The 20,063-nt window shown below is 42.7% G+C and carries 12 protein-coding genes; 6 read left to right on the top strand and 6 right to left on the bottom strand.

The window, feature by feature from the left end:
* Positions 1-187: 187 nt before the first annotated feature.
* Together LA303_RS10615 and LA303_RS10610 are read left to right on the top strand one after the other, a co-directional pair.
* A complete protein-coding gene (locus tag LA303_RS10615; RefSeq protein ID WP_240525376.1) occupies positions 188-1,741 on the top strand; it encodes a response regulator in 1,554 nt (517 codons plus the stop codon).
* A 159-nt stretch (positions 1,742-1,900) separates the two neighbouring features.
* The gene (locus LA303_RS10610) at positions 1,901-4,513 is read left to right on the top strand and encodes a M14 family zinc carboxypeptidase (protein ID WP_240525375.1); all 2,613 of its coding nucleotides are present in this window, start codon (positions 1,901-1,903) and stop codon (positions 4,511-4,513) included.
* A gap of 17 nt (positions 4,514-4,530) precedes the next feature.
* Here the strand turns inward: LA303_RS10610 and LA303_RS10605 are convergent, their stop codons facing one another.
* A complete protein-coding gene (locus tag LA303_RS10605; RefSeq protein ID WP_240525374.1) occupies positions 4,531-5,499 on the bottom strand; it encodes a 2-hydroxyacid dehydrogenase in 969 nt (322 codons plus the stop codon).
* A 309-nt stretch (positions 5,500-5,808) separates the two neighbouring features.
* Here LA303_RS10605 and LA303_RS10600 point away from each other — a divergent pair, with 309 nt between their 5' ends.
* The 3 genes from LA303_RS10600 to LA303_RS10590 all read left to right on the top strand — a co-directional run bounded on the left by LA303_RS10600 (position 5,809) and on the right by LA303_RS10590 (position 10,188).
* The gene (locus LA303_RS10600) at positions 5,809-8,244 is read left to right on the top strand and encodes an efflux RND transporter permease subunit (protein WP_240525373.1); all 2,436 of its coding nucleotides are present in this window, start codon (positions 5,809-5,811) and stop codon (positions 8,242-8,244) included.
* 97 nt (positions 8,245-8,341) lie between these two features.
* A complete protein-coding gene (rfbA, locus tag LA303_RS10595; RefSeq protein WP_240525372.1) occupies positions 8,342-9,202 on the top strand; it encodes a glucose-1-phosphate thymidylyltransferase RfbA in 861 nt (286 codons plus the stop codon).
* A gap of 11 nt (positions 9,203-9,213) precedes the next feature.
* Positions 9,214-10,188: a polyprenyl synthetase family protein gene (locus tag LA303_RS10590; protein ID WP_240525371.1), complete on the top strand. Its 975-nt coding sequence runs from the start codon at positions 9,214-9,216 to the stop codon at positions 10,186-10,188.
* 15 nt (positions 10,189-10,203) lie between these two features.
* On the opposite strand, the gene LA303_RS10585 is transcribed toward LA303_RS10590, so the two are convergent.
* The 5 genes from LA303_RS10585 to LA303_RS10565 all read right to left on the bottom strand — a co-directional run bounded on the left by LA303_RS10585 (position 10,204) and on the right by LA303_RS10565 (position 18,837).
* Positions 10,204-12,129 (bottom strand): ABC-F family ATP-binding cassette domain-containing protein, encoded by a 1,926-nt coding sequence (locus LA303_RS10585; protein ID WP_240525370.1) that lies wholly within the window; start codon positions 12,127-12,129, stop codon positions 10,204-10,206.
* A gap of 122 nt (positions 12,130-12,251) precedes the next feature.
* Positions 12,252-13,601: a dihydroorotase gene (locus LA303_RS10580; protein ID WP_240525369.1), complete on the bottom strand. Its 1,350-nt coding sequence runs from the start codon at positions 13,599-13,601 to the stop codon at positions 12,252-12,254.
* 1 nt (position 13,602) lies between these two features.
* On the bottom strand, positions 13,603-14,346 hold the full coding sequence (locus tag LA303_RS10575; protein WP_240525368.1) for a polyprenol monophosphomannose synthase: 744 nt from the start codon (positions 14,344-14,346) through the stop codon (positions 13,603-13,605).
* Positions 14,347-14,477: 131 nt separating this feature from the next.
* Positions 14,478-16,286, bottom strand: a complete 1,809-nt coding sequence (locus tag LA303_RS10570) for a DUF5689 domain-containing protein (protein WP_240525367.1) — start codon at positions 16,284-16,286, stop codon at positions 14,478-14,480.
* Positions 16,287-16,320: 34 nt separating this feature from the next.
* Positions 16,321-18,837 carry a TonB-dependent receptor plug domain-containing protein gene (locus LA303_RS10565; protein WP_240525366.1) on the bottom strand — a complete coding sequence of 839 codons (2,517 nt, stop codon included), beginning with the start codon at positions 18,835-18,837 and terminating at the stop codon, positions 16,321-16,323.
* 155 nt (positions 18,838-18,992) lie between these two features.
* Here LA303_RS10565 and LA303_RS10560 point away from each other — a divergent pair, with 155 nt between their 5' ends.
* Complete coding sequence (locus LA303_RS10560) at positions 18,993-20,057, top strand: endonuclease/exonuclease/phosphatase family protein (protein WP_240525365.1); 1,065 nt, start codon at positions 18,993-18,995, stop codon at positions 20,055-20,057.
* Positions 20,058-20,063: the final 6 nt, after the last annotated feature.

Below are 20,063 nucleotides of genomic sequence, written 5' to 3'. Positions count from 1 at the left end.
TTTTCAAAATTAAAACCAAGTCTGCTCCGCGGATCTTCATCCGGAGATATTTATTACCAATCGATTGTTAATATTTTCAGGTTTCTTATGACTGTTTTCCAATGGCGTAGGTTCGTAAAAAATGACTATTGATGTTTATTCGTATTGGTTTTTTTTTATTTTTGGAAATGAGAAAAACCCTGTTTCTATGAATAACAAGAACGCCCATATTCTTGTGGTGGACGATTCCGCTTCTGCCCGTTCCTTAATACAGGCTTACTTGGATGGAACTTATATTAAGGCTGCTTTTGCCGAAAACGCTGTACAGGCAGTAAAAAAAGCCAAATCAAATCCGTTTGACCTGATCATGCTTGATGTCAGATTGCCGGACATTAGTGGAATTGAAGTTTGTAAAATGCTGAAATCGGATGCGCGGACAAAAGATATCCCGGTTATTTTTGTTACAGTAGCGTCAGACAAAAAGAGTCTTGTGGAAGGGTTTCGTGCCGGAGCAGTGGATTACATTACCAAACCATTTGAAAAAGAAGAGCTGTTGGCTCGTGTGGAAACCCATCTTCGGATGAAGCGTTATCTCGAAGAATTGGTGGTTGCCCGTAAAAAGGCCGAGGAAAGCGAAAAGTTAAAAATGGCTTTTCTCTCAAACATGTCGCATGAGATACGAACCCCCATGAATTCGATTGTCGGTTTTGCCGAATTGTTGCAGGACAGCGACTTAACTCCCAGTGAAAGGGAAGAGTTCTCGGCGATTATCATTAACAGTGGAGAACAGCTTTTGAGTATTATTGATGAAATTTTGGAGGTTTCCAAAGAAGAAGCGGGTGAACTGCGCCTTTTTGAACAGGAGTTTTCGCTGAAAAAACTGATGGGAGAGCTGCGTACTATTTTTGCCAACCGATTGAAAAATAAACCGGTACAAATTGTGCTGCGGATTGCTGATGAAGCTCCCGACCGGATTGTGGCCGATAAAGTCCGGTTGAAACAGGTGTTGGATAATTTGTTGAGCAACGCAGTAAAATTTACGGAAGAAGGTCTTATAGAACTGGGATATCGCCTGGTGAAAAAAGAGATGCCGGTGCTGGAATTTTTTGTAAAAGATACCGGTGTTGGAATTCCCAAGGAGAAACAGGAAACCATTTTCGAACGTTTTACCCAGGTAGAGGAAAACCTGACCCGCAACTTTACCGGAACCGGACTGGGACTTTCCATTGTAAAACGATTGGTAACCTTTATGGGAGGAGCTGTACGCCTTCGTTCCGAACCGGGAAAAGGAAGTACTTTCCTTTTCACGTTGCCTTATAAAGAGCCAACAGAGATCCAAAAGGATGTTTCCGGAGAGAAAACGGTAAAAACCGGGCTTTTCCCTGTGGGCGCCTGGGAAGGGAAAACCATTTTAATTGCCGATGATGTAAAACAGATTTTTGCTTTTTTTCGCGAAACGCTTAAAAGAACCGGCGTAGAGATGTTTTATGCTAAAGATGGGAAGGAAGCGATGGAAATCTACACCAATCACCGAAATGAAATTGATATGGCCCTTATTGATGTGCAGATGCCCGAAATGAATGGCTTGGAAGTTGCCCGGGCTATCCGGAAAAATGACCCGGATATTCCTTTGATAGCCCAAACCGGACTGGCTTTAAATATCAGCCGTAAGGAAGCCCTCGATGCCGGATTTAATGACGTTATTTACAAGCCGATTAAAATAGAAGAGTTGAGCCGGATTATGCGGCATTATCTTGGTTGAGAAAAAGATGTGAATATATCTCCTATATTTGTGAACTAACATTGCTTGAAATCTAATTTTCTGCCTTTTCCTGTTTTTGATCATTATGAAATGGCCCTGTTGGACTGTTCAGATAGACTGAGATTGTTGTGGTTAATAAAATTTTTAAATGAAATATCTATGAAAAAGATTTATCACTCCTTTTTGTGGCTAATTGCCGTTTTGTTGCTTTCGAACCCGGTTTGGGGGCAAAAAATGCCGGGAAACCCGACAAAATTTTTTGGTTTTAAACCGGGAGCTGACCGGCAGCTTTTTACGTATGAAAAGCTGATTGATTATTTTAAGTTGCTGGATTCGCAGTCTGACCGGCTGAAAATGATTAAAATCGGAACTTCTCCTATGGGGAAACCGATGTATGTGGCCATGATTTCCAATGAGCAAAACATTGCACATTTGGATCAGCTGAAAGAAATCAATAAACAATTGGCACTCAATCCGGATTTGACGCCGCAGCAGCGGGCTCAAATGATAAAAGACGGACGGGTATTTATTTATGCCACGCTTTCCATGCATTCAAGCGAAGTAGGACCGTCGCAGGCTTCTCCGCTTATTGCTTATGAACTGATTACGTCCAAAAATCCAAAAATCAGACACTGGCTTGATAAAACGGTTTATATGATGGTGCCTTGCCACAACCCGGACGGAATGGATATGGTGGTGAATAATTACCTGAAATACAGGGGAACAGAATATGAAGGAGCTTCCCTGCCGGGCGTTTATCATAAATATGTGGGGCACGATAACAACCGCGATTTTATCACGCTTTCGCAAACCGATACCAAAGCCATAGCCAATGTGTACAACAATACCTGGTATCCGCAGGTGATGTTTGAAAAACATCAGATGGGATCTTCGGGAGTACGTTATTTTGTTCCGCCGCCCACCGATGTGATTGCCCAGGTAATTGATGCCGGCTTGTGGGACTGGATGAAAGTTTTTGGCGCCAACATGATCACGGATATGACGGCCGATAGTTTGAAAGGCATTGCACAGCAATACATTTTTGATGATTACTGGCCGGGATCTACCGAAACCTGTCTGTGGAAAAATGTAATAGCTATGCTTACCGAATGTGCCAGCGCGAAATTTGCGACCCCTGTTTATGTTGAGCCGACAGAACTGCGTGCAGGAGGAAAAGGGTTGGCCGAATACAAAAAAAGTATCAATATGCCCGACCCGTGGAAAGGCGGCTGGTGGCATTTGAGCGATATTGTTCAATATGAAATCAGTTCTACAAAAGCTATTATCAAAACAGCGGCTTTGCATAAAGATGCGATTTTGAAATATCGTAATGATTTGTGTCGCAAGGAAGTGAAAAAAGGAGAAACGCAAGCGCCTTATTTTTACATTGTCCCGTTGCAGCAGCGTGATCCGGGCGAACTGGTAGACCTGGTGCATATTATGCACGAGCAGGGAATAAAAATTTACCGGCTGAAAAAAGATGTGCTGGTCAATAACCGTCAGTTTCATCAGGGAGATATCGTTTTCCCGATGAATCAGCCCTACCGGCCGTTTATTAAAGAAGTGATGGAAGCCCAATCTTATCCGATTAGGCATTTTACTCCGGGAGGGAAAATCATCCGCCCTTACGACATTACCAGCTGGTCGCTTCCGTTGCATAAAGGATTGAAATCTTGTGCGATGGATAAAAACAGTCCGGACATCCGTGCAAATTTAGTTCCTGTAAAATATCCGTTTACACTGAAGAATCCGGAAAATGAAAATGCCGGGTGGGGATATGCTTTTTCGGCTAACGACAACGAAAGTTACCAAACTGTTTTTGCCCTATTGGGAAAAAAGGCAACGGTTTACCGGGCGCCAGCAGCTTTTAAAGTCGGTTCGCAAACGTTGCCTGCCGGTTCTTTTGTGGTGAAAAATGGTGCCGCCGTGAAAGACCAGGTCAAAAAAATGAAAATTTCGCCGGTGATTTTGTCCAAAAAACCGGATCTCTCTATGGAAAAAGTAAAACTTCCGCGTATTGCTTTGATGGTAACTTGGTTTCATGATATGGATGCCGGATGGACCCGGTTTATTTTCGATACGTATCACATCCCTTACACGGAAATTCATCCGGGTGACGTGGCTAAGCTGGATTTCAGCCGTTTTGATATCCTTGTTTTTCCGGATATGAGCAAAAGTGTACTGATGGACGGAAAATATACCGAAAGTGGATATTATCAGCCCAATTATCCGCCTGAATACACCAAGGGAATAGGTGAAGAAGGAATGCAGAAAATCATGGCCTTTGTGAACAACGGCGGAAGAATTCTGAGCTGGGGACGTTCGGTGGATCTTTTTGAAGGAACCCAAACCATAAAAAAGAAGAACGGAAACAAAGAATCGTTTGTGCTCCCGTTTAAAAATATCGGACCACAGTTGCAGAAAAAAGGACTGTATTGTCCGGGAACATTTGTTCGGGTAAACTGGAAACCGAACCGGTGGCTGACTTATGGAATGGCCAATCAAACCGGTATTTTTTATCGTGGAAATCCTGTTTTTACCACCTGGATTCCCGGATTTGGGATGGATCGCCGGGTGATGGGATGGTTTCCTGAAAAAAAACTGCTCATGAGCGGATATGCCGAAAATCTGAAAATGGTAGGGAACAAACCGATACTGGTATGGGTGAAAAAAGGAAAAGGCGATTTGATCCTTTATGGATTCAGCCCTATTTTCCGTGCCTCCACACCGGTTACCTACAAATTGGTGTTCAATGGTCTTTTGCAGGAATAAACTTTTTCAGGGAAAACTTATGATGGGTTTTTCTGTAAAAAGCCTTCTTCCTGCAAGGCTTTTACTTTCCGGACAATGGTAGCTGCCAGTTTGCGGTTCGATTCGTGTGTCCAGCCGGCTACGTGAGGCGACAGGATCACATTGTCCAATGTAATGAGTTCGGAAAAAGCCTTGGGTAATTTGTTATTGTCCAGGTTCTCGAAAGAGAATCCTTCAAATTCCAAAACATCGAGACAGGCGCCTTTTACTTTTCTGTTGCGAAGGGCTGTGATCAGGTCGGCTGTTTTCAGTACTTTTCCGCGGGAAGTATTAATAAGCCAGATGGGCTTTTTAAAACGGTGCAGAAAATCGTCGTTTACCATGAAAAAGGTTTCGTCGGTTAGCGGAACATGCAGGCTTAAAATGTCTGTTTCGGAAAAAAGGGTTTCCAAAGAGACTTCCGTGACAAAGGCATTGGAAAATCCTGTTTTGTATTTGTCATAAGCCAAAACGCGGGCACCGAATCCGGAAATCTTTTCTGCGAAAGCGCTTCCCATGTTCCCGTATCCAATGATCCCCACCGTTTTGCCTTCGATTTCTGTGCCCCGGTTTTCTTCGCGCAGCCACAGTCCTTTCCGGACTTCAGCATCTCCCTTTTTTAAATGATTAAAAAGCATGAGCAGCATCCCGATGGCATGTTCGCCTACTGCGCTCCGGTTTCCTTCCGGAGCATTCAGGCAGCGGATTCCTTTCTCTTCGGCAAAAGCTGTATCAATATTTTCCATTCCGGCACCCACACGGCCGATAAAACGTAGCTGCCGGGCTTTTTCCAATATTTCACGGTCCAGCTTTATTTTGCTTCGGACAATAACGCCCTCATACTGGTCAATGATCTTTAAAAAATCATCGCGTTGGTATTTCGGAAAAAAGTCGCACTGATATCCTAAATCTTCTAATCCTTTCGGTAAAGAAGGATGTGTGCTGTCAATAAATAAAACCTTTTTCATTGTTTCATTTTTTGTGTTTGAAAGTTTTTTCTGTTGACTTTCTGCCGGCAAATATCCGACAAAACAGAATACCTTGAAGTTTGTCGGAGATGTAAAATGAAATGTTTGTTTTGTCCGGTCGGGGTTTTGAAATGGTTTGTAACATGTAAAGGGTTGACTGTAAGTATAAAGGATCGGCTTGATAAATATTTTGTAAACAGAAAAACATCTGTTAACTTTGTGCGCTCAAAAAAAGCAGGGCGTTCGTTTTTGTTTGTTTCAGGGAAAGGGAGCTGAAACCTGCTGGGTTTATTGACTAATGACTTGAGTATGTGGCAATTTCTTGTTCGGTTTATCTTAAGAAACCGGCTGGCAATATTAATCGTTATCGGACTGTTGACCATTTTTATGGGATACGAAGGGTCTAAAGTGCAATTGTCATATCATTTGGCAAAGATGCTCCCTTCGTCTGATCCTACCAGCATAGAATACAATAAGTTTAAGAAAGAATTTGGCCAAAGTGGCGATGGAAGTATTAGCTTTATTGCGGTACAAGACCCCAAGCTCTTTACGCTTCAGCATTTTGACGACTGGTATGACCTGACCCACAAGCTGATGAAAATCAAAGGGGTAAAACAGGTGGTGTCATCGGCAAGGGTGTTTACTTTGGTGCGGAACGACAGCTTACATAAATTTCAGTTTGTTAATTTGGTTCCCAAGCGTCCGACCACGCAAAAACAGGTTGATTCAATAAAGCATGTGCTTTATAATTTACCGTTGTATCAGGACCGGCTGTTTAACCGTAAAACCCATGTTCATCTGATCATGATCACGGTGGACAAGAAGATTCTGGATTCCAAAGCCCGTATTCCGCTCATGAAAAAAATTACGGAAACGGCGGAAGCTTACGGCAAAAAATATCATCTTGATATTAAAAAGTCCGGACTGCCGTATATCCGTACCATTCAGAGTGAATTGATTTTACACGAATCCTTCCTGTTTGTTTTCCTGTCGGCTTTTATCACTTTTGTTTTACTGTTTATTCTTTTCCGGTCATTGCGGGCGGTTTTCTTTGCCATGGTAGTGGTTTTGGTAGCCGTTATCTGGACTTTGGGGACAGTTACCCTGTTGGGATACAAATTCACCATTCTTACCGGAGTATTACCGCCGCTGCTCATTGTGATCGGGGTGGAGAATTCTATTTTCTTGCTTAATAAATACTTGGATGAGATCCGTCTGCATGGGAATAAAACACGCGCTTTGTCGCGGATGATTGTCCGTATTGGAAAAGCTAACTTGTTGACGAACGCGACTACTGCAGCCGGTTTTGGTGCTTTTATTGTTACTTCCAATACTTTTTTGGTGCAGTTCGGAATTGTGGCTACACTGAATATTCTGGCTATTTATGTGTTATCCATGTTGTTGCTGCCTATCTTGTTTAGCTATTTCCCCGTTCCCAAACCCCGTCATTTAAAGCATCTGGACAACGACAAAGGATTCACGACCAAGATCATCCACCTGGTGGGAAAATTGATAACAAATTATCGCCCTGTTATTTACACTGTGACCATTTTGTTGGTTTTGGTGGGAGGATATGGGATTACTAAATTGAGAACTACCGGTACCATTGTGGATGATATTTCAAAAAAGAATAAACTCCAGAAAGACCTTCGTTTTATGGAGGAAAACTTCAAAGGCGTGATGCCTTTGGAAATTACGGTAGATACCCGGAGAAAAGGCGGATTGCTGAAATTGTCGAACCTGAGAAAGATTGAAGAACTGCAGGATACCTTGGCTTTATATCCGCAATTTGCCAAACCGATTTCCATTGTGGAAGTGGTAAAAGCCGCTAAACAGGCTTTTTACCGGGGAAATCCAAAAATGTATTCGTTGCCCAACAACCAGGAGAAAAACTTTATACTCAGTTATCTGCCTAATTTTAAGAAGAGTACTCATTCGAAAAAACGAAATTTGTTGAGCTCTTTTGTGGATTCCACTTTGCGGATCACGCGGATATCGGTTCAGATGGCAAATATCGGAACCAATGAGATAGATAGTATCATCCGGACTATCCGGCCGAAGATCAATAAGATCTTTCCGCCTTCGAAATATGATGTGCATCTTACGGGAACCAGTGTGGTCTTCTTGAAAAGTACCAACTATCTGGTGAAAAATCTGGCGTATAGTTTGCTTTTGGCCATTGCCGTCATTACCATTCTGATGTCATTTATCTTTTCTTCGTTTAAAATGGTAGTGATTTCGCTGATACCCAATACTATTCCATTGATTTTAACGGCCGGAATGATGGGCTATTTCGGGATTTCCATAAAACCTTCCACTATTATCATCTTTAGTATTGCTTTGGGTATTAGTGTGGATAATACGATCCATTACTTGTCGCGATACCGACTTCACCTGATGACCAATCATTGGAATGTGAAAAAATCTGTTATGGATGCTTTGCAGGAAGCGGGGTATAGTATGATCTTTTCGGCAACCGTTCTTTTCTTTGGCTTTTATATCTTTACTTTTTCATCGTTTGGCGGTACCGAAGCGCTGGGATATCTGGTCTCGTTTACCCTGTTGGTGGCATTGCTCACTAACTTGATTGTTTTGCCATCGTTGTTACTGTCGTTAGATAAGTGGTTGCTGACCAAATCATTCAAAAAAGCCGGACGAGAGGTTTTTGTGGAAGAAAAGCACGGCGAACTGGACAAAGTGGTTTCCGAAGAGCTGGAAAACAAGAAAAAAGGAGAGAAAGACTAAGTAAGGCTGTCAAAAGGAAAAGGATAAAAAATGCAAGGTCGAATAATGTGGGTAAAAAATCTTCTTGAATACAACATACAAACAAAATGATAAACCCATGAAAGGAATTATTTTAGCCGGAGGTTCCGGCACACGGTTGCATCCACTTACGCTGGCGGTAAGTAAACAGCTGATGCCGGTGTATGATAAACCCATGATCTATTATCCGCTTTCTATTCTGCTGATGGCCGGAATCCGGGAGATTCTCATTATCTCCACACCGCATGACACTCCCAACTTTAAACTGTTGTTAGGCGACGGTTCGCAAATTGGTTGCCGTTTTGAATATGCTGTACAGCATGAACCCAATGGGCTGGCTCAGGCTTTTGTGATTGGGGAGTCATTTATTGGTAACGATAAAGTGGCCTTGGTACTGGGGGATAATATTTTTTATGGCCGGGGATTACAGCAGCTGCTCATGGATAGTACCGATCCGGATGGAGGTATTGTTTTTGCCTACCACGTAAGCGATCCGGAACGTTATGGCGTGGTGGAATTTGACGAAAACATGAATGCCCTTTCCATTGAAGAAAAACCGAAACATCCCAAATCAAATTATGCGGTGCCGGGATTGTATTTTTATGACAATAGTGTGGTGGAAGTGGCTAAAAAGCTGAAACCCAGTGCCCGGGGCGAGTATGAAATTACCGATGTCAACAAACATTATCTGCAACAGGGAAAATTGAAAGTGGGGGTATTGAGCCGGGGTACAGCCTGGTTGGATACCGGAACTTTTTCGAGCCTGAATCAGGCGTCACAATTTGTTGAAGTGATTCAGGAAAGGCAAAACCTGAAAATCGGTTGTATTGAAGAAATAGCCTATCATAAAGGTTTTATTGATGCCACACAACTGCGCAAGATTGCCGAACCTTTGCGTAAAAGTGGTTATGGAGAGTATTTGTTAAACTTGCTGGATTAAAATTTTTAAAGGTGTACACATACGACGAATTATATGATCTGTTTTCTGCTCATCTGAACAACCAGAGTTTCAGTAAAAACCCGAAAGAGTTATATGAGCCTATTGTGTACAGCCTTTCGCAGTGTGGTAAACGGTTGCGGCCTGTGTTTACTTTGATGGCCAGCGATATGTTTGGTGGAGATATTAAAAAAGCTTTGCCGCAGGCACTGGCCGTTGAATTGCTCCACAATTTTACGTTGATTCATGATGACCTGATGGATCAGTCGCCTATCCGGCACGGAAAGGAAACCGTTTATAAAAAATGGGATGCTAAACTGGCGGTTTTGTCGGGCGATGCTTTGTTTGTATTGGCGTATACTTACATTTTGCAGGCCGATAAAACGTTGCTTCCGGAAATACTGAAGATATTTAATACGACAGCTTTGCAGGCGTGTGAAGGACAGCAGATGGACCTGAATTTTGAAAAACAAAGACAGGTTACGCTGGACGATTATTTAAGTATGATCCGTTTGAAGACAGCCGTATTGTTTGGTGCCAGTTTGAAACTCGGTGCACTTATTGCCGGATCATCCGAAAAAAACAAACAACTGATTTACGAGTTTGGCGTTAATGTGGGAATGGGATTTCAACTGCAGGATGATTTGCTGGATTTGTATGGAAATGAAGAAATCTTTGGTAAACGAACCGGACAGGATATTATCGAAAATAAAAAAACATATCTTTTTATTAAAGCACTTTCTGCTGCTGATGTGAAAACCAAAGATATTTTGCTGGATTATTTTCATGAAAAACAACTTCCTGCTGAGGAAAAAATCAAGGCTTTCAGAGAGATATTTGACCGGCTGGATATTGAAAAACTTACCCGTAAAGCTATTGCCGGATACCTAGACAAAGGGTTGGAAAAGCTGGATGAAGTGGAAATTCCTGAAGCCCGTAAAGAACCACTCCGTGGTGTGGTAAAAGCCATGATAAACAGAGAGAAATAAACTACAGGAAAGTTTTTATTGTTCCAGCGCTGACTGAATTTCTTCCCAACGTTGGTATAATTGATCGAGTTGCTCCTGTAAGTTGCTGTGTTGTTTATAAAGATTGCCGTTTTTTATTTCTTCCTGAAAGTCTTCCGGGCGCGAAAGTTTGTCATTTAATGCGGCAAGCGCTTTTTCGGTTTCTTCTATTTTGGTTTCGGTTTCTTCGAGAATCTTTTTGGTTTTGCGTAACTGACGCTCCTTTTCTTTTCGTTGAAGCCAGTTTTGTTTTTGGGTTTCGTTTTTTGTTTTTGAACGACTTGTTTTCGGTGTTGTTGCTTCTTCCTCTTCCAGCGCCTTGTTATGTTTGGAAAGATATTGATCTAAAGTTCCTCTGAACTCTTTGATTTGGTGATTTTTCAGTTCGTAAAAATGTTCACTGAGCCCCTGAAGAAAATCCCGGTCGTGCGAAACAAGAATAAGTGTTCCGTCATATTGTAATAGCGCAGTTTTCAGGATGTCTTTGGTGACAAGATCAAGATGATTGGTTGGTTCGTCAAGAATCAGAAGGTTGGAAGGGGTAAGCAGTAGCCGGGCCAGTGAAAGCCGGGCCTTTTCGCCACCGGAAAGCACACTTACTTTTTTGTCAATGTCTTCGCCCTGAAATAAAAAAGCGCCGAGAATGGATTTTAACCGGGTACGAACTTCTCCGGTGGCAACATCGTCAACCGTTTCGAAAACAGTCTTTTCAGGATCCAGCATTTCCCATTGATCCTGAGCATAATATCCGGTCTGTACGTTATGACCAAATTTTAATTCTCCTTCGTACGAAAGTTGTCCGGCAATAATTTTGGCCAGCGTGGTTTTCCCTTCTCCGTTACGTCCGGTAAAAACGACTTTATCTCCTTTAATGATTTGAAAATCTAATGATTTCAATACGGTTTTCTGGCCAAATGATTTTGAAATCCCGATGCCTTCCACAACGACTTTTCCACTTCGGGGAGCTGGCGGAAAACGAAAATGTATGGCGGCTTTGTCCAGTGTGTCCACCTCCACTTTTTCCATTTTTTCCAGCTGCTTGATTCTCGACTGAACCTGACGGGCTTTGGTTGCTTTATAGCGAAACCGTTCAATGAAACTTTCGATTTCTTTGATTTGTTTTTGCTGGTTGGAAAAAACGGCTTGTTGCTGTTCAATACGTTCGCGGCTTAGCCGGATATATTGGGAATAGGGAACCTTGTAATCGTACAGATTCCCATTGTTGATTTCTAATGTTCGGGTGGTGAGGTTGTCTAAAAAACGCCGGTCGTGCGAAACCAGCAAAACCGAACCACGGTAAGCCTTTAAAAAATTTTCAAGCCATTGAATGGCATCAATATCCAGGTGGTTGGTGGGTTCGTCAAGCAGTAATAGGGTGGGTTGCAATAAAAGCAGTTTAGCCAGCTCAATACGCATTTGCCAGCCTAAACTGAAAAGGTTTACCGGACGGTTTAATTCCTTTTCGTCAAACCCCAGTCCTTTTAAAATCTTTATGGCTTTGCCCTCTTGTTTTTCTATGTCATGAACGGCCAGAACGTGCTGAATTTCTTCCTGCCGGTCGTACAGCTTAAGATAAGCTTTGCTTTGGTAATCGGTACGTACAGCAAGCTGATGATGAATTTCTTCCAGTTCTTTTTTTAGCTGGTGCAGGGCGTCAAAAACAGAAAGTGTTTCATGGAGAACATCTTTTTTACTTCGAATTTGTTTTTCCTGGGGAAGATAGCCGATGGTTTCATTTTCCGGAACAATAACACTCCCGCTTGTGGGCTCCTGTTCACCGGTAATGATGCGTAACAGTGTGGTTTTGCCGGCGCCGTTTTTACCGGCAAGGCCAATACGTTCTTTATTACTGATGTGGAAAGAGATTCCTTTAAAAAGCGGTTTCCCGCCAAACTCCATGACCAGATTATTAACAGCTATCACCGGAAAATTTTTTTGCAAAAATAGAATTTCGTCTCAAACAAAGCCTATTCCCGTGGTTTCTTTTATCTCAAAAAAACAGGAGAGGAAGTGGTGATAAAAAGAATTCCGGAAATATTTGGGAATCAATCGGTAGAAAAGAGTAACCGTTCTCCCCGGATATTTTCGTTGATTTCACCTTGGTGATATACCCGGTTTCCGTTAACAAAGGTGGAGATTACCTGAGCGTGGAGCCGGGTGCCTTCGAGTGGTGACCATCTGCATTTGTACAGGATATTGGAAGAATTGACTTCCCAGGGAGCGTTTAAATCAACAAGCACCAGATCGGCAGCGTAGCCCGGGCGAATGAACCCCCGGTTTTTTATTCTGAAAAGAATAGCCGGATGATGGCACATTTTTTCCACTACCTTTTCCAGACTGATCTTTTTTTGTTTTACCAGTTCAAGCATAGCCGGCAATGCATGTTGTACCATAGGTCCTCCGGAAGGAGCTTTAAAGTACGGACGTTGTTTCTCTTCTTTTGTATGGGGCGCGTGGTCGGTGGCAATAACATCAATTCGATTCTCCAATACGGCTTGAAGTAATCCGTCGCGGTCGGCTTCGGTTTTTACTGCCGGGTTCCATTTCATCCGGTTCCCTTTCTCTGCATAATCCTTATCAGAAAACCACAGATGATGAACACAGACTTCTGCGGTAATCTTTTTCTCTTTTAGTGGGATGTGATTATCAAAAAGTGCCGTTTCGGCTGCTGTGGAAAGATGCAGGATGTGGAGCCGGCTGCCATATTTTCGGGCCAGTCTTGCCGCTTTTTCAGAAGATCGGAGGCAGGCTTCTGCACTTCGAATTTTCGGGTGAAGCCAGGGAGCGCCGTCCGGGCCGTATTTTTTATAATAAGCGGAGTAATTTTTCCGGATAATGGCTTCGTCTTCACAGTGGGTAGCCATGAGCATGGGAACTTCCGAAAAAAGCGCTTCCAGTGTTTTTTCTTCATCCACCAGCATGTTTCCGGTGGATGATCCCATGAAAATTTTGATTCCGCATACCCGGGACGGATCGGTTTTTAATACTTCTTTCAGATTGTCGTTAGAGGTTCCCATGTAAAAAGAGTAGTTGGCCAGTGATTTCTCAGCTGCAAGTGCATATTTTTCTTCCAGAAGTTTTTGTGTAAGCACGGGAGGCCGGGTATTGGGCATTTCCATGTAGCTGGTTATTCCGCCGGCTACGGCAGCACGGCTTTCGGTAAAGATATCCGCTTTGTATTCCAGTCCGGGTTCTCTGAAATGAACCTGGTCGTCGATAACTCCGGGAAGCAGATAGAGTCCCCGGGCGGAAATGACTTCAATGTTTTTGTCTAATGCCGGATCTTTGCCGCTGACAATTTTTTTGATTTTTCCGTTTTCTACGTAAATATCAGCTAAAAATTGTTGGTTTTCATTGACTACGGTAGCCTGCCGGATGACGAAAGGAGCGGCCATTTTAGTCTTGTTTTTTAGGTTTGATTTTTCCGAGAAGGCTTCTTTTTCTCAAGTTGATCACGCCAAAAACAGCCTCACGAAAAATGTTTTTGTTCATTTTAGATTCACCCAGTGTCCGGTCAGTAAAAATGATGGGAATCTCTATGACTTTAAATCCCAGTTTTAATGCGGTGTATTTCATTTCGATCTGAAAAGCATATCCCACAAATTTAATTTTATCCAGATCGATGGTTTCCAACACTTCTCGCCGCCATCCTACAAAGCCGGCTGTGGTATCGCGGATATCCATTCCGGTAATCATCCTTACATAAGCCGAGGCATAATACGACATCAAAACCCGTCCCATAGGCCAGTTAACCACGTTTACTCCGGTGATATACCGCGAACCGATGGCTACGTCATACTTGTCGTGATGCAGGCTGGCATATAATTTTTCCAAATCATCCGGATTATGCGAAAAGTCGGCATCCATTTCAAAGATATAATCGTACTGGCGTTGCAAAGCCCATTTAAACCCGTCGATATAAGCAGTGCCTAATCCTTTTTTCCCTTCACGTTCCATGATATGAAGCCGGTCAGGAAATTCTTTTATCAGGTTTTTTACAATGGCTGCCGTACCGTCCGGACTGTTGTCTTCTACGATAAGAATATCAAAGGGGGTTTTCAGTGCAAAGACCGCACGAATAATGTTTTCAATGTTTTCTTTTTCGTTAAAAGTGGGAATGATGACCAACCCTTTGTTCATGGAAATATTTTTTTGCTAAAATAGCAGAAAACAATAAAATAACAGGAAGAAAGTATTTAAAAATTGTGAAATAAAAAACCGGCAACGGAAGAACTTTCCTGTTGCCGGTTTCTTTTGATCTGTTATTAAACCTATTTGTCAAATAGTTTCAGATTATCAATATCATAAGTAGTTGTTTCTCCTTTTGGCGCATTTCCGTAATAACGGAATGCAATATAAGCAGTGCCGGAATAAGACGATAAATCAACATCACCGGAATGAACCCAGGTATAGTCGGAATCATCTTTTGTAGCAATGGTAGCTGACAATTTTTGCCAGGTAGCGCTTTCAATATTTGTTCCGTCGAAATCGGTGGAGATCAATACTTCAAAAGGCTCATCATCTGTATGGCTCCAATAGGCTTTTTCGGTATCGAAGCTCAAGGTAGGATTGGTCATAGCGTCCAAATCAATAGGAGGAGAAATCAGCCATTCTTCATTCTCGTCATCGGTTGATTTATAGGCCGTGGCATGTGCATAATAATTGGTGCTGTATTCTTTGCCTTGCCAGTTACGGGTTCCTTTGGTTGCCGTAGTTATCCAGCCATTAATAGCAATGTCTTGATAGGCCGTTTGATCCGAGAAATCGATATCAAAGGAAGTAACGGTACCCGGATTTGTTCCTCCACCGGTACCTGCATGAATAACAACATCATCCAATTCAATAGAAGTAGATTCAGAATCACTTCCTTTGTATTTAAAGGCGATGGCTACGTTGCCTTTGAAATTGGCCAGTGAAATATCACCCGAGTTAACCCATTCGTAATTGCTGTTATTGGCTGTGGGCAAAGTGGCTGATAATTCTGTCCAGTGTGCTGTGGCAAAATTAGTGCCGTCAAAGTCAGTGGAAGCCAGAATGGTTAACGGCTTGTCGTCGCCGGTGTGTTTCCAGTAAGCCATAGCTGATTTAAAGCTTAATACCATATCTCCGTTATCGTTTTTCACCGGAGGAGTAATAAGCCATGTTTCCATATCAGAAAGTCCGGAGTTGTATCCTGAGGCCTGGGCATATTTGTCGGTATTGTAAATCTTACCTTGCCAAGCGCGGTCTCCGGCTACTTTGATATTGGTCCATCCGGTAATGGCAATATCGGTGTAGTTTTCTGCATTATCAAATTGTTCGTTTACGCTGTCTACCGGTGTGACGGGAGTTCCACCACCTCCAATTTCGCAGCGGGCACTATCCATAACAATTTCGGATGCCGAACGTAACAGAAGCTGGGGTAAACCATTAAAACTTCCGGCAATGGCAATGAGCGATCCTCTTTTGTCCGGAACTTTCAGCGGAGCAAAAGTGGCATAGTTACTGGTTCTTACATCCACCTGATTGCCTTGGCAATCTTCCAGTTTCCGGTTGGTTGCTTTGTCTGGTTCGGCAAAAACTTTACCGGTATCTGTTTCAGCAAATTGAACATTATTTAATTTAACCAATTGTTCTTTATACTTTCCGGCGAGCAGATCTTCAATGGTCGCATCTTTAGGAGCAATATCTTTTTGAGTAGCCAGAATGACAATGCTGGAATCGTTATTCACATTGTCCAGCTGAAACATGCCACCGTAATCAGATAAAACCACCCCTTTCAGGTAGATCCGGATGGAATCGCCAATACGCAGTCCGCCTGACTGCAGTAAATGGATATTTACGGCATCGTTGGCATCTTGAATAAATGCGCTTTTGTAGATGTTACCTGAAGTCTCATCCATGGTAACCACCGCATATACCGACGCATCGGTGTTAAACTGATAAGCTCCGGAATCGGCATACATTTGCCGAAGTTGGGCGATGGTGTAAACTGTTCCTACCGGAATTTCGCTGATAGGAGGCGTGTCAAAATCCTGTTTGACACAAGAAGAAAGGAATAAAAGCATGGAAGCTGCGAAAAATAAAACTAACTTTTTCATATGGATTACTTTATAAATTTTCAAGATTTGGGTTTTACATTCTGATATAAATATTCAGGAAAAATGTCCGGCCGTACAAATAGGCATATTTGGGCGGAAACTTGTTGATGTTTTTAGGATCGTAGCGTAATTGTTCATAACCGCCCGAGATGTATCCTGTATTGTTCAGCAAATTGCTGATGCTTACAGAAAAACCGGCAGTGTATTTATGATGGATACGCCACGATTTTCCGCCAAACATATCTATGGTCATGCCGTCAGGAAGTTTTTCCTGAGCCAGAATTTCCGGAATACGGTAATCATCCGGTGCAAGACCTTCAAGTGCTTCTTGGGTATGACGGTCAGGGTTAACAGGCAGATAAGAATCACCAAAATAGTTCCCATTGATTCCGATGAACCAATATTTGGGAGCATTGTACCGGATGCCTACAGAAGCCACCGTTTGTGGCATTCCGCCAACGTAATAGTTCTCGAGGTAAACTTTCCGGTCGCTGGCGAGTAGTTGAGCATCATTATCCTGCGTGATCGTGGCTGTAGGACGTGAAGTGTAAATGTTTTGACCAATTCCTAATACTCCGGAAACCGAAATGGTGGGAGTAAGGTTGGCTTCGAGTCCTAATTCCATACCTGTATTCAATTCATCTACACCGGTCATAATGTAGTTAACAAAGGAATTCAGTCCTTCGTGATAAAAACTACGCAACCAGGTTTTGTCTTTGAATTGGGTATAATAAAAAGTCAGGCGGGCTTTTACTGCCGGTGTTCTTAAAATGTAATTGATGTCTCCTGAATAGATGGTTTCGCTTTTCAGGTTATCCACGGTAAAATCACGGGTACGTACTGAAATGTAAGCATCTCTGAAATAAGGAGCCCGGGTCATGTACATCAGGTTACCGGTGATATAGTTCCGGCCGTTGATCTTATAGGTTGCACCCCCTTTTAAACCGTAATTGTAAAAGTTGTTTTTGTGGCCTTCGCCATACGAGTGGAGCGGGAAATGTCCATTCCGCATGTGTCCGGTACGCCAGAAATTAGTGTGTGTAAATTGAGCTCCGAAATAGAAATCCATTTTCCGGTAACTAAAATCGGCTTCACCGAATACATTTTGGGTTTGTATGTTGGCATCGTAATCGTAGCCGAAAATATCTCCTTCTTTTACAATACGATTGGGATGGTTCAGGTCGCTTTGGGCGGCAGCCGGAATTTTAAACGGGTCACCGGAAGCATATTTGTCAATGTCGAGCCAATAATCGCCACCGAGCAGGTCGTCAATTTTTTTGTATTGATGGCCTTTGTAAAAATTCAGGTTGAACCCTCCGTAAAGGGAAATGTGTGTATTGAGAAAAGAGGTAATGTCTCCGTTAACCTGTAACTCGCTTTTGTCGTTGCGACGTTCTTCAATGATGTATTTCGAGCGAAGCCCGGTTACATTATTTCCTTCGATTCCGTCAACATCATTAACGGTATATAGAAACTTACTATTGGCAAAATAGAGAGCATCCCAATTGATTTGCCGGTAATTGACATTGGTACGCCACTGTTCGGCCGCATAATCTCCGGCAGCCGAGTCTCCAATCAGATAATACCAGCTGGGAAGATTACGGTAATAATCAGGACGTGGGTCATTGGCTTCCACCCAGTTTAAGGCAGTGGAGCCTCCTCTTCCAAACCAGTAGGAGGTAGCCAGTTTAACTTTGGTTTTGTCAGACAGTTTCCAGTAATCGGTTAAAGTGATCATTGGTTGGTGATAGTCACTGACTCTGGCATTGCGTTTTTCTCCGGCCTGGTAACCCCAATAAGGATTATAATAATTGTTTCCCGTCAGATCATACGCTTCCTGAACAGAAATGCCCGATTTCCCTCTTTTCGTAGGAGAGCCAAAGACGGTTAATGTCAGGCTGTTGTTGCTGGTTAATTTCTTTTCTACACCGAGAAAATAAGCCCAGGCATCATAAAAAGTTCCTTCTACATAGCCTTCCTGTGCCCAACGGCGTGAAAACGAAGCGACGATGGACCACCCGCTGGGAGTTACACCGGTAGAATAAGTGAACATGATCCGGTCTCGGTAGCTGCGGTTCGAAAGGGAATAGGAGAACTTCACCTGTTTCCTGAAAGTGGAAGGCCGTGCGTTGATCTCGGTAATTCCGCCAACACCGCCAAATCCGTATTCGGAAGAAACGATACCACTTTTAACAATGTTGTACCGCGTAATATCATTTAAACCGCCCCAGCTTGACCAATAAGCCCTGCCGGTTTCCGGATCGTTCAGGGTTATTCCGTCCATTAAGACGCTCAGATTTTGTGAATCGTATCCCCTTACGCGATAACGGGCCGCACCAAAAATATACCCGGCCGTAGAAACAAAAATGTCTCTCGATGCCTGTAACAAACCGGATACATCCTGCGACTGACTTTCATTACTTAGGTCTGTCTCGGTAAGCGTAAATGTCGGAATCACTGTTCCTTCTTTCGCTGAACTAGTTGTATCGGTTTGTGATTTTACCTGCTGTATAAAGAGCAGGATAACAAGTAGTGATAAAACTTTTTTCATCTGAAATTTTTCAAATTATAAAATGATTGATTGTTCTTTTATGTGTTGGGAATCCTTACGTGGTCGGGCATCTCCCCAAATAAAAAAGTGGTCAAAGGTAAAACTTTATCAAATTAAAACTACATTTGCGGTCAAAAAAAATCAATTTTATTAGAATGAGACGGTATTTATTTGAAACACTTTTGACTTTTTTGGTCATTTTTTTGAGTTTTTCTCCTTTTGTTCAGCTCAAAGCCCAGCATCAGAAGAAACTGGCGGTAGCCATAGTGGCATTTTATAATCAGGAAAACCTATTTGACACCATCAATGATCCTAAAATTGATGATGAAGAATTTTTACCGAACAGTGCCAATCATTGGAATACAGCAAAGTACATGCACAAATTGGCAAATATGTCAAAAGTGATTTCTAAGATTGGTACCGACATTAATCCGGACGGAATTGCCCTGCTTGGTGTTTCGGAAGTGGAAAACCTGCGGGTAATGAAAGATCTGGCGAATCAGCCGTTGCTGAAAAACCGTCATCTTGGGATTGTACATTACGACTCGCCCGACCGGCGTGGTATTGATGTGGGACTTTTTTATAATCCCAAATATTTTAAACTGATTACCTCTAAATCGTACCGGTTGCATATACCGGATAAACCGTGGTTCCGTACCCGCGATCAATTGCTGGTTTCCGGGCTTCTGCTGGGAGATACGGTATATGTTATTGTCAATCACTGGCCGTCGCGGTATGGTGGAGAGAAACGCTCGCGGCCTCTGCGCGATGCGGCCGCAAAACTTACCCGCCATATTGCTGATTCGTTGTTGCAACTTAACCCGAAAGCCAAAATTATTGTCATGGGCGACCTGAACGATAATCCTACCAACGAAAGTGTGATGAAATACATGCGGGCTGTCCCGAAAAACAAATTAAAACCCGGTGATTTCTATAATCCGATGTATAAATTGTATAAAGAAGGAATTGGTTCTACTGCCTGGCGGGATACCTGGAGCCTTTTTGATCAGATATTTGTTTCCCAGGGTTTGCTGGGGCCGATAAATCTGCATTCGGGATTAAAATTTTACAAGGCATTTATTTTTAACAAGCCGTTTATGCAGCAAAAAGATGGTCGGTATAAAGGATATCCTTACCGTACTTTTGCCGGTGGAACTTATCTGGGGGGCTACAGCGACCATTTCCCGGCTTATATTGTTTTGGTAAAACAGGTTCCTTAAATACTT

The sequence above is a fragment of the Candidatus Sulfidibacterium hydrothermale genome (genome assembly GCF_020149915.1).
Classification (GTDB): domain Bacteria; phylum Bacteroidota; class Bacteroidia; order Bacteroidales; family F082; genus Sulfidibacterium; species Sulfidibacterium hydrothermale.
The sequence above is the reverse complement of the archived record's forward strand: the minus strand, read 5'-3'. Positions and strand labels throughout refer to the sequence as shown.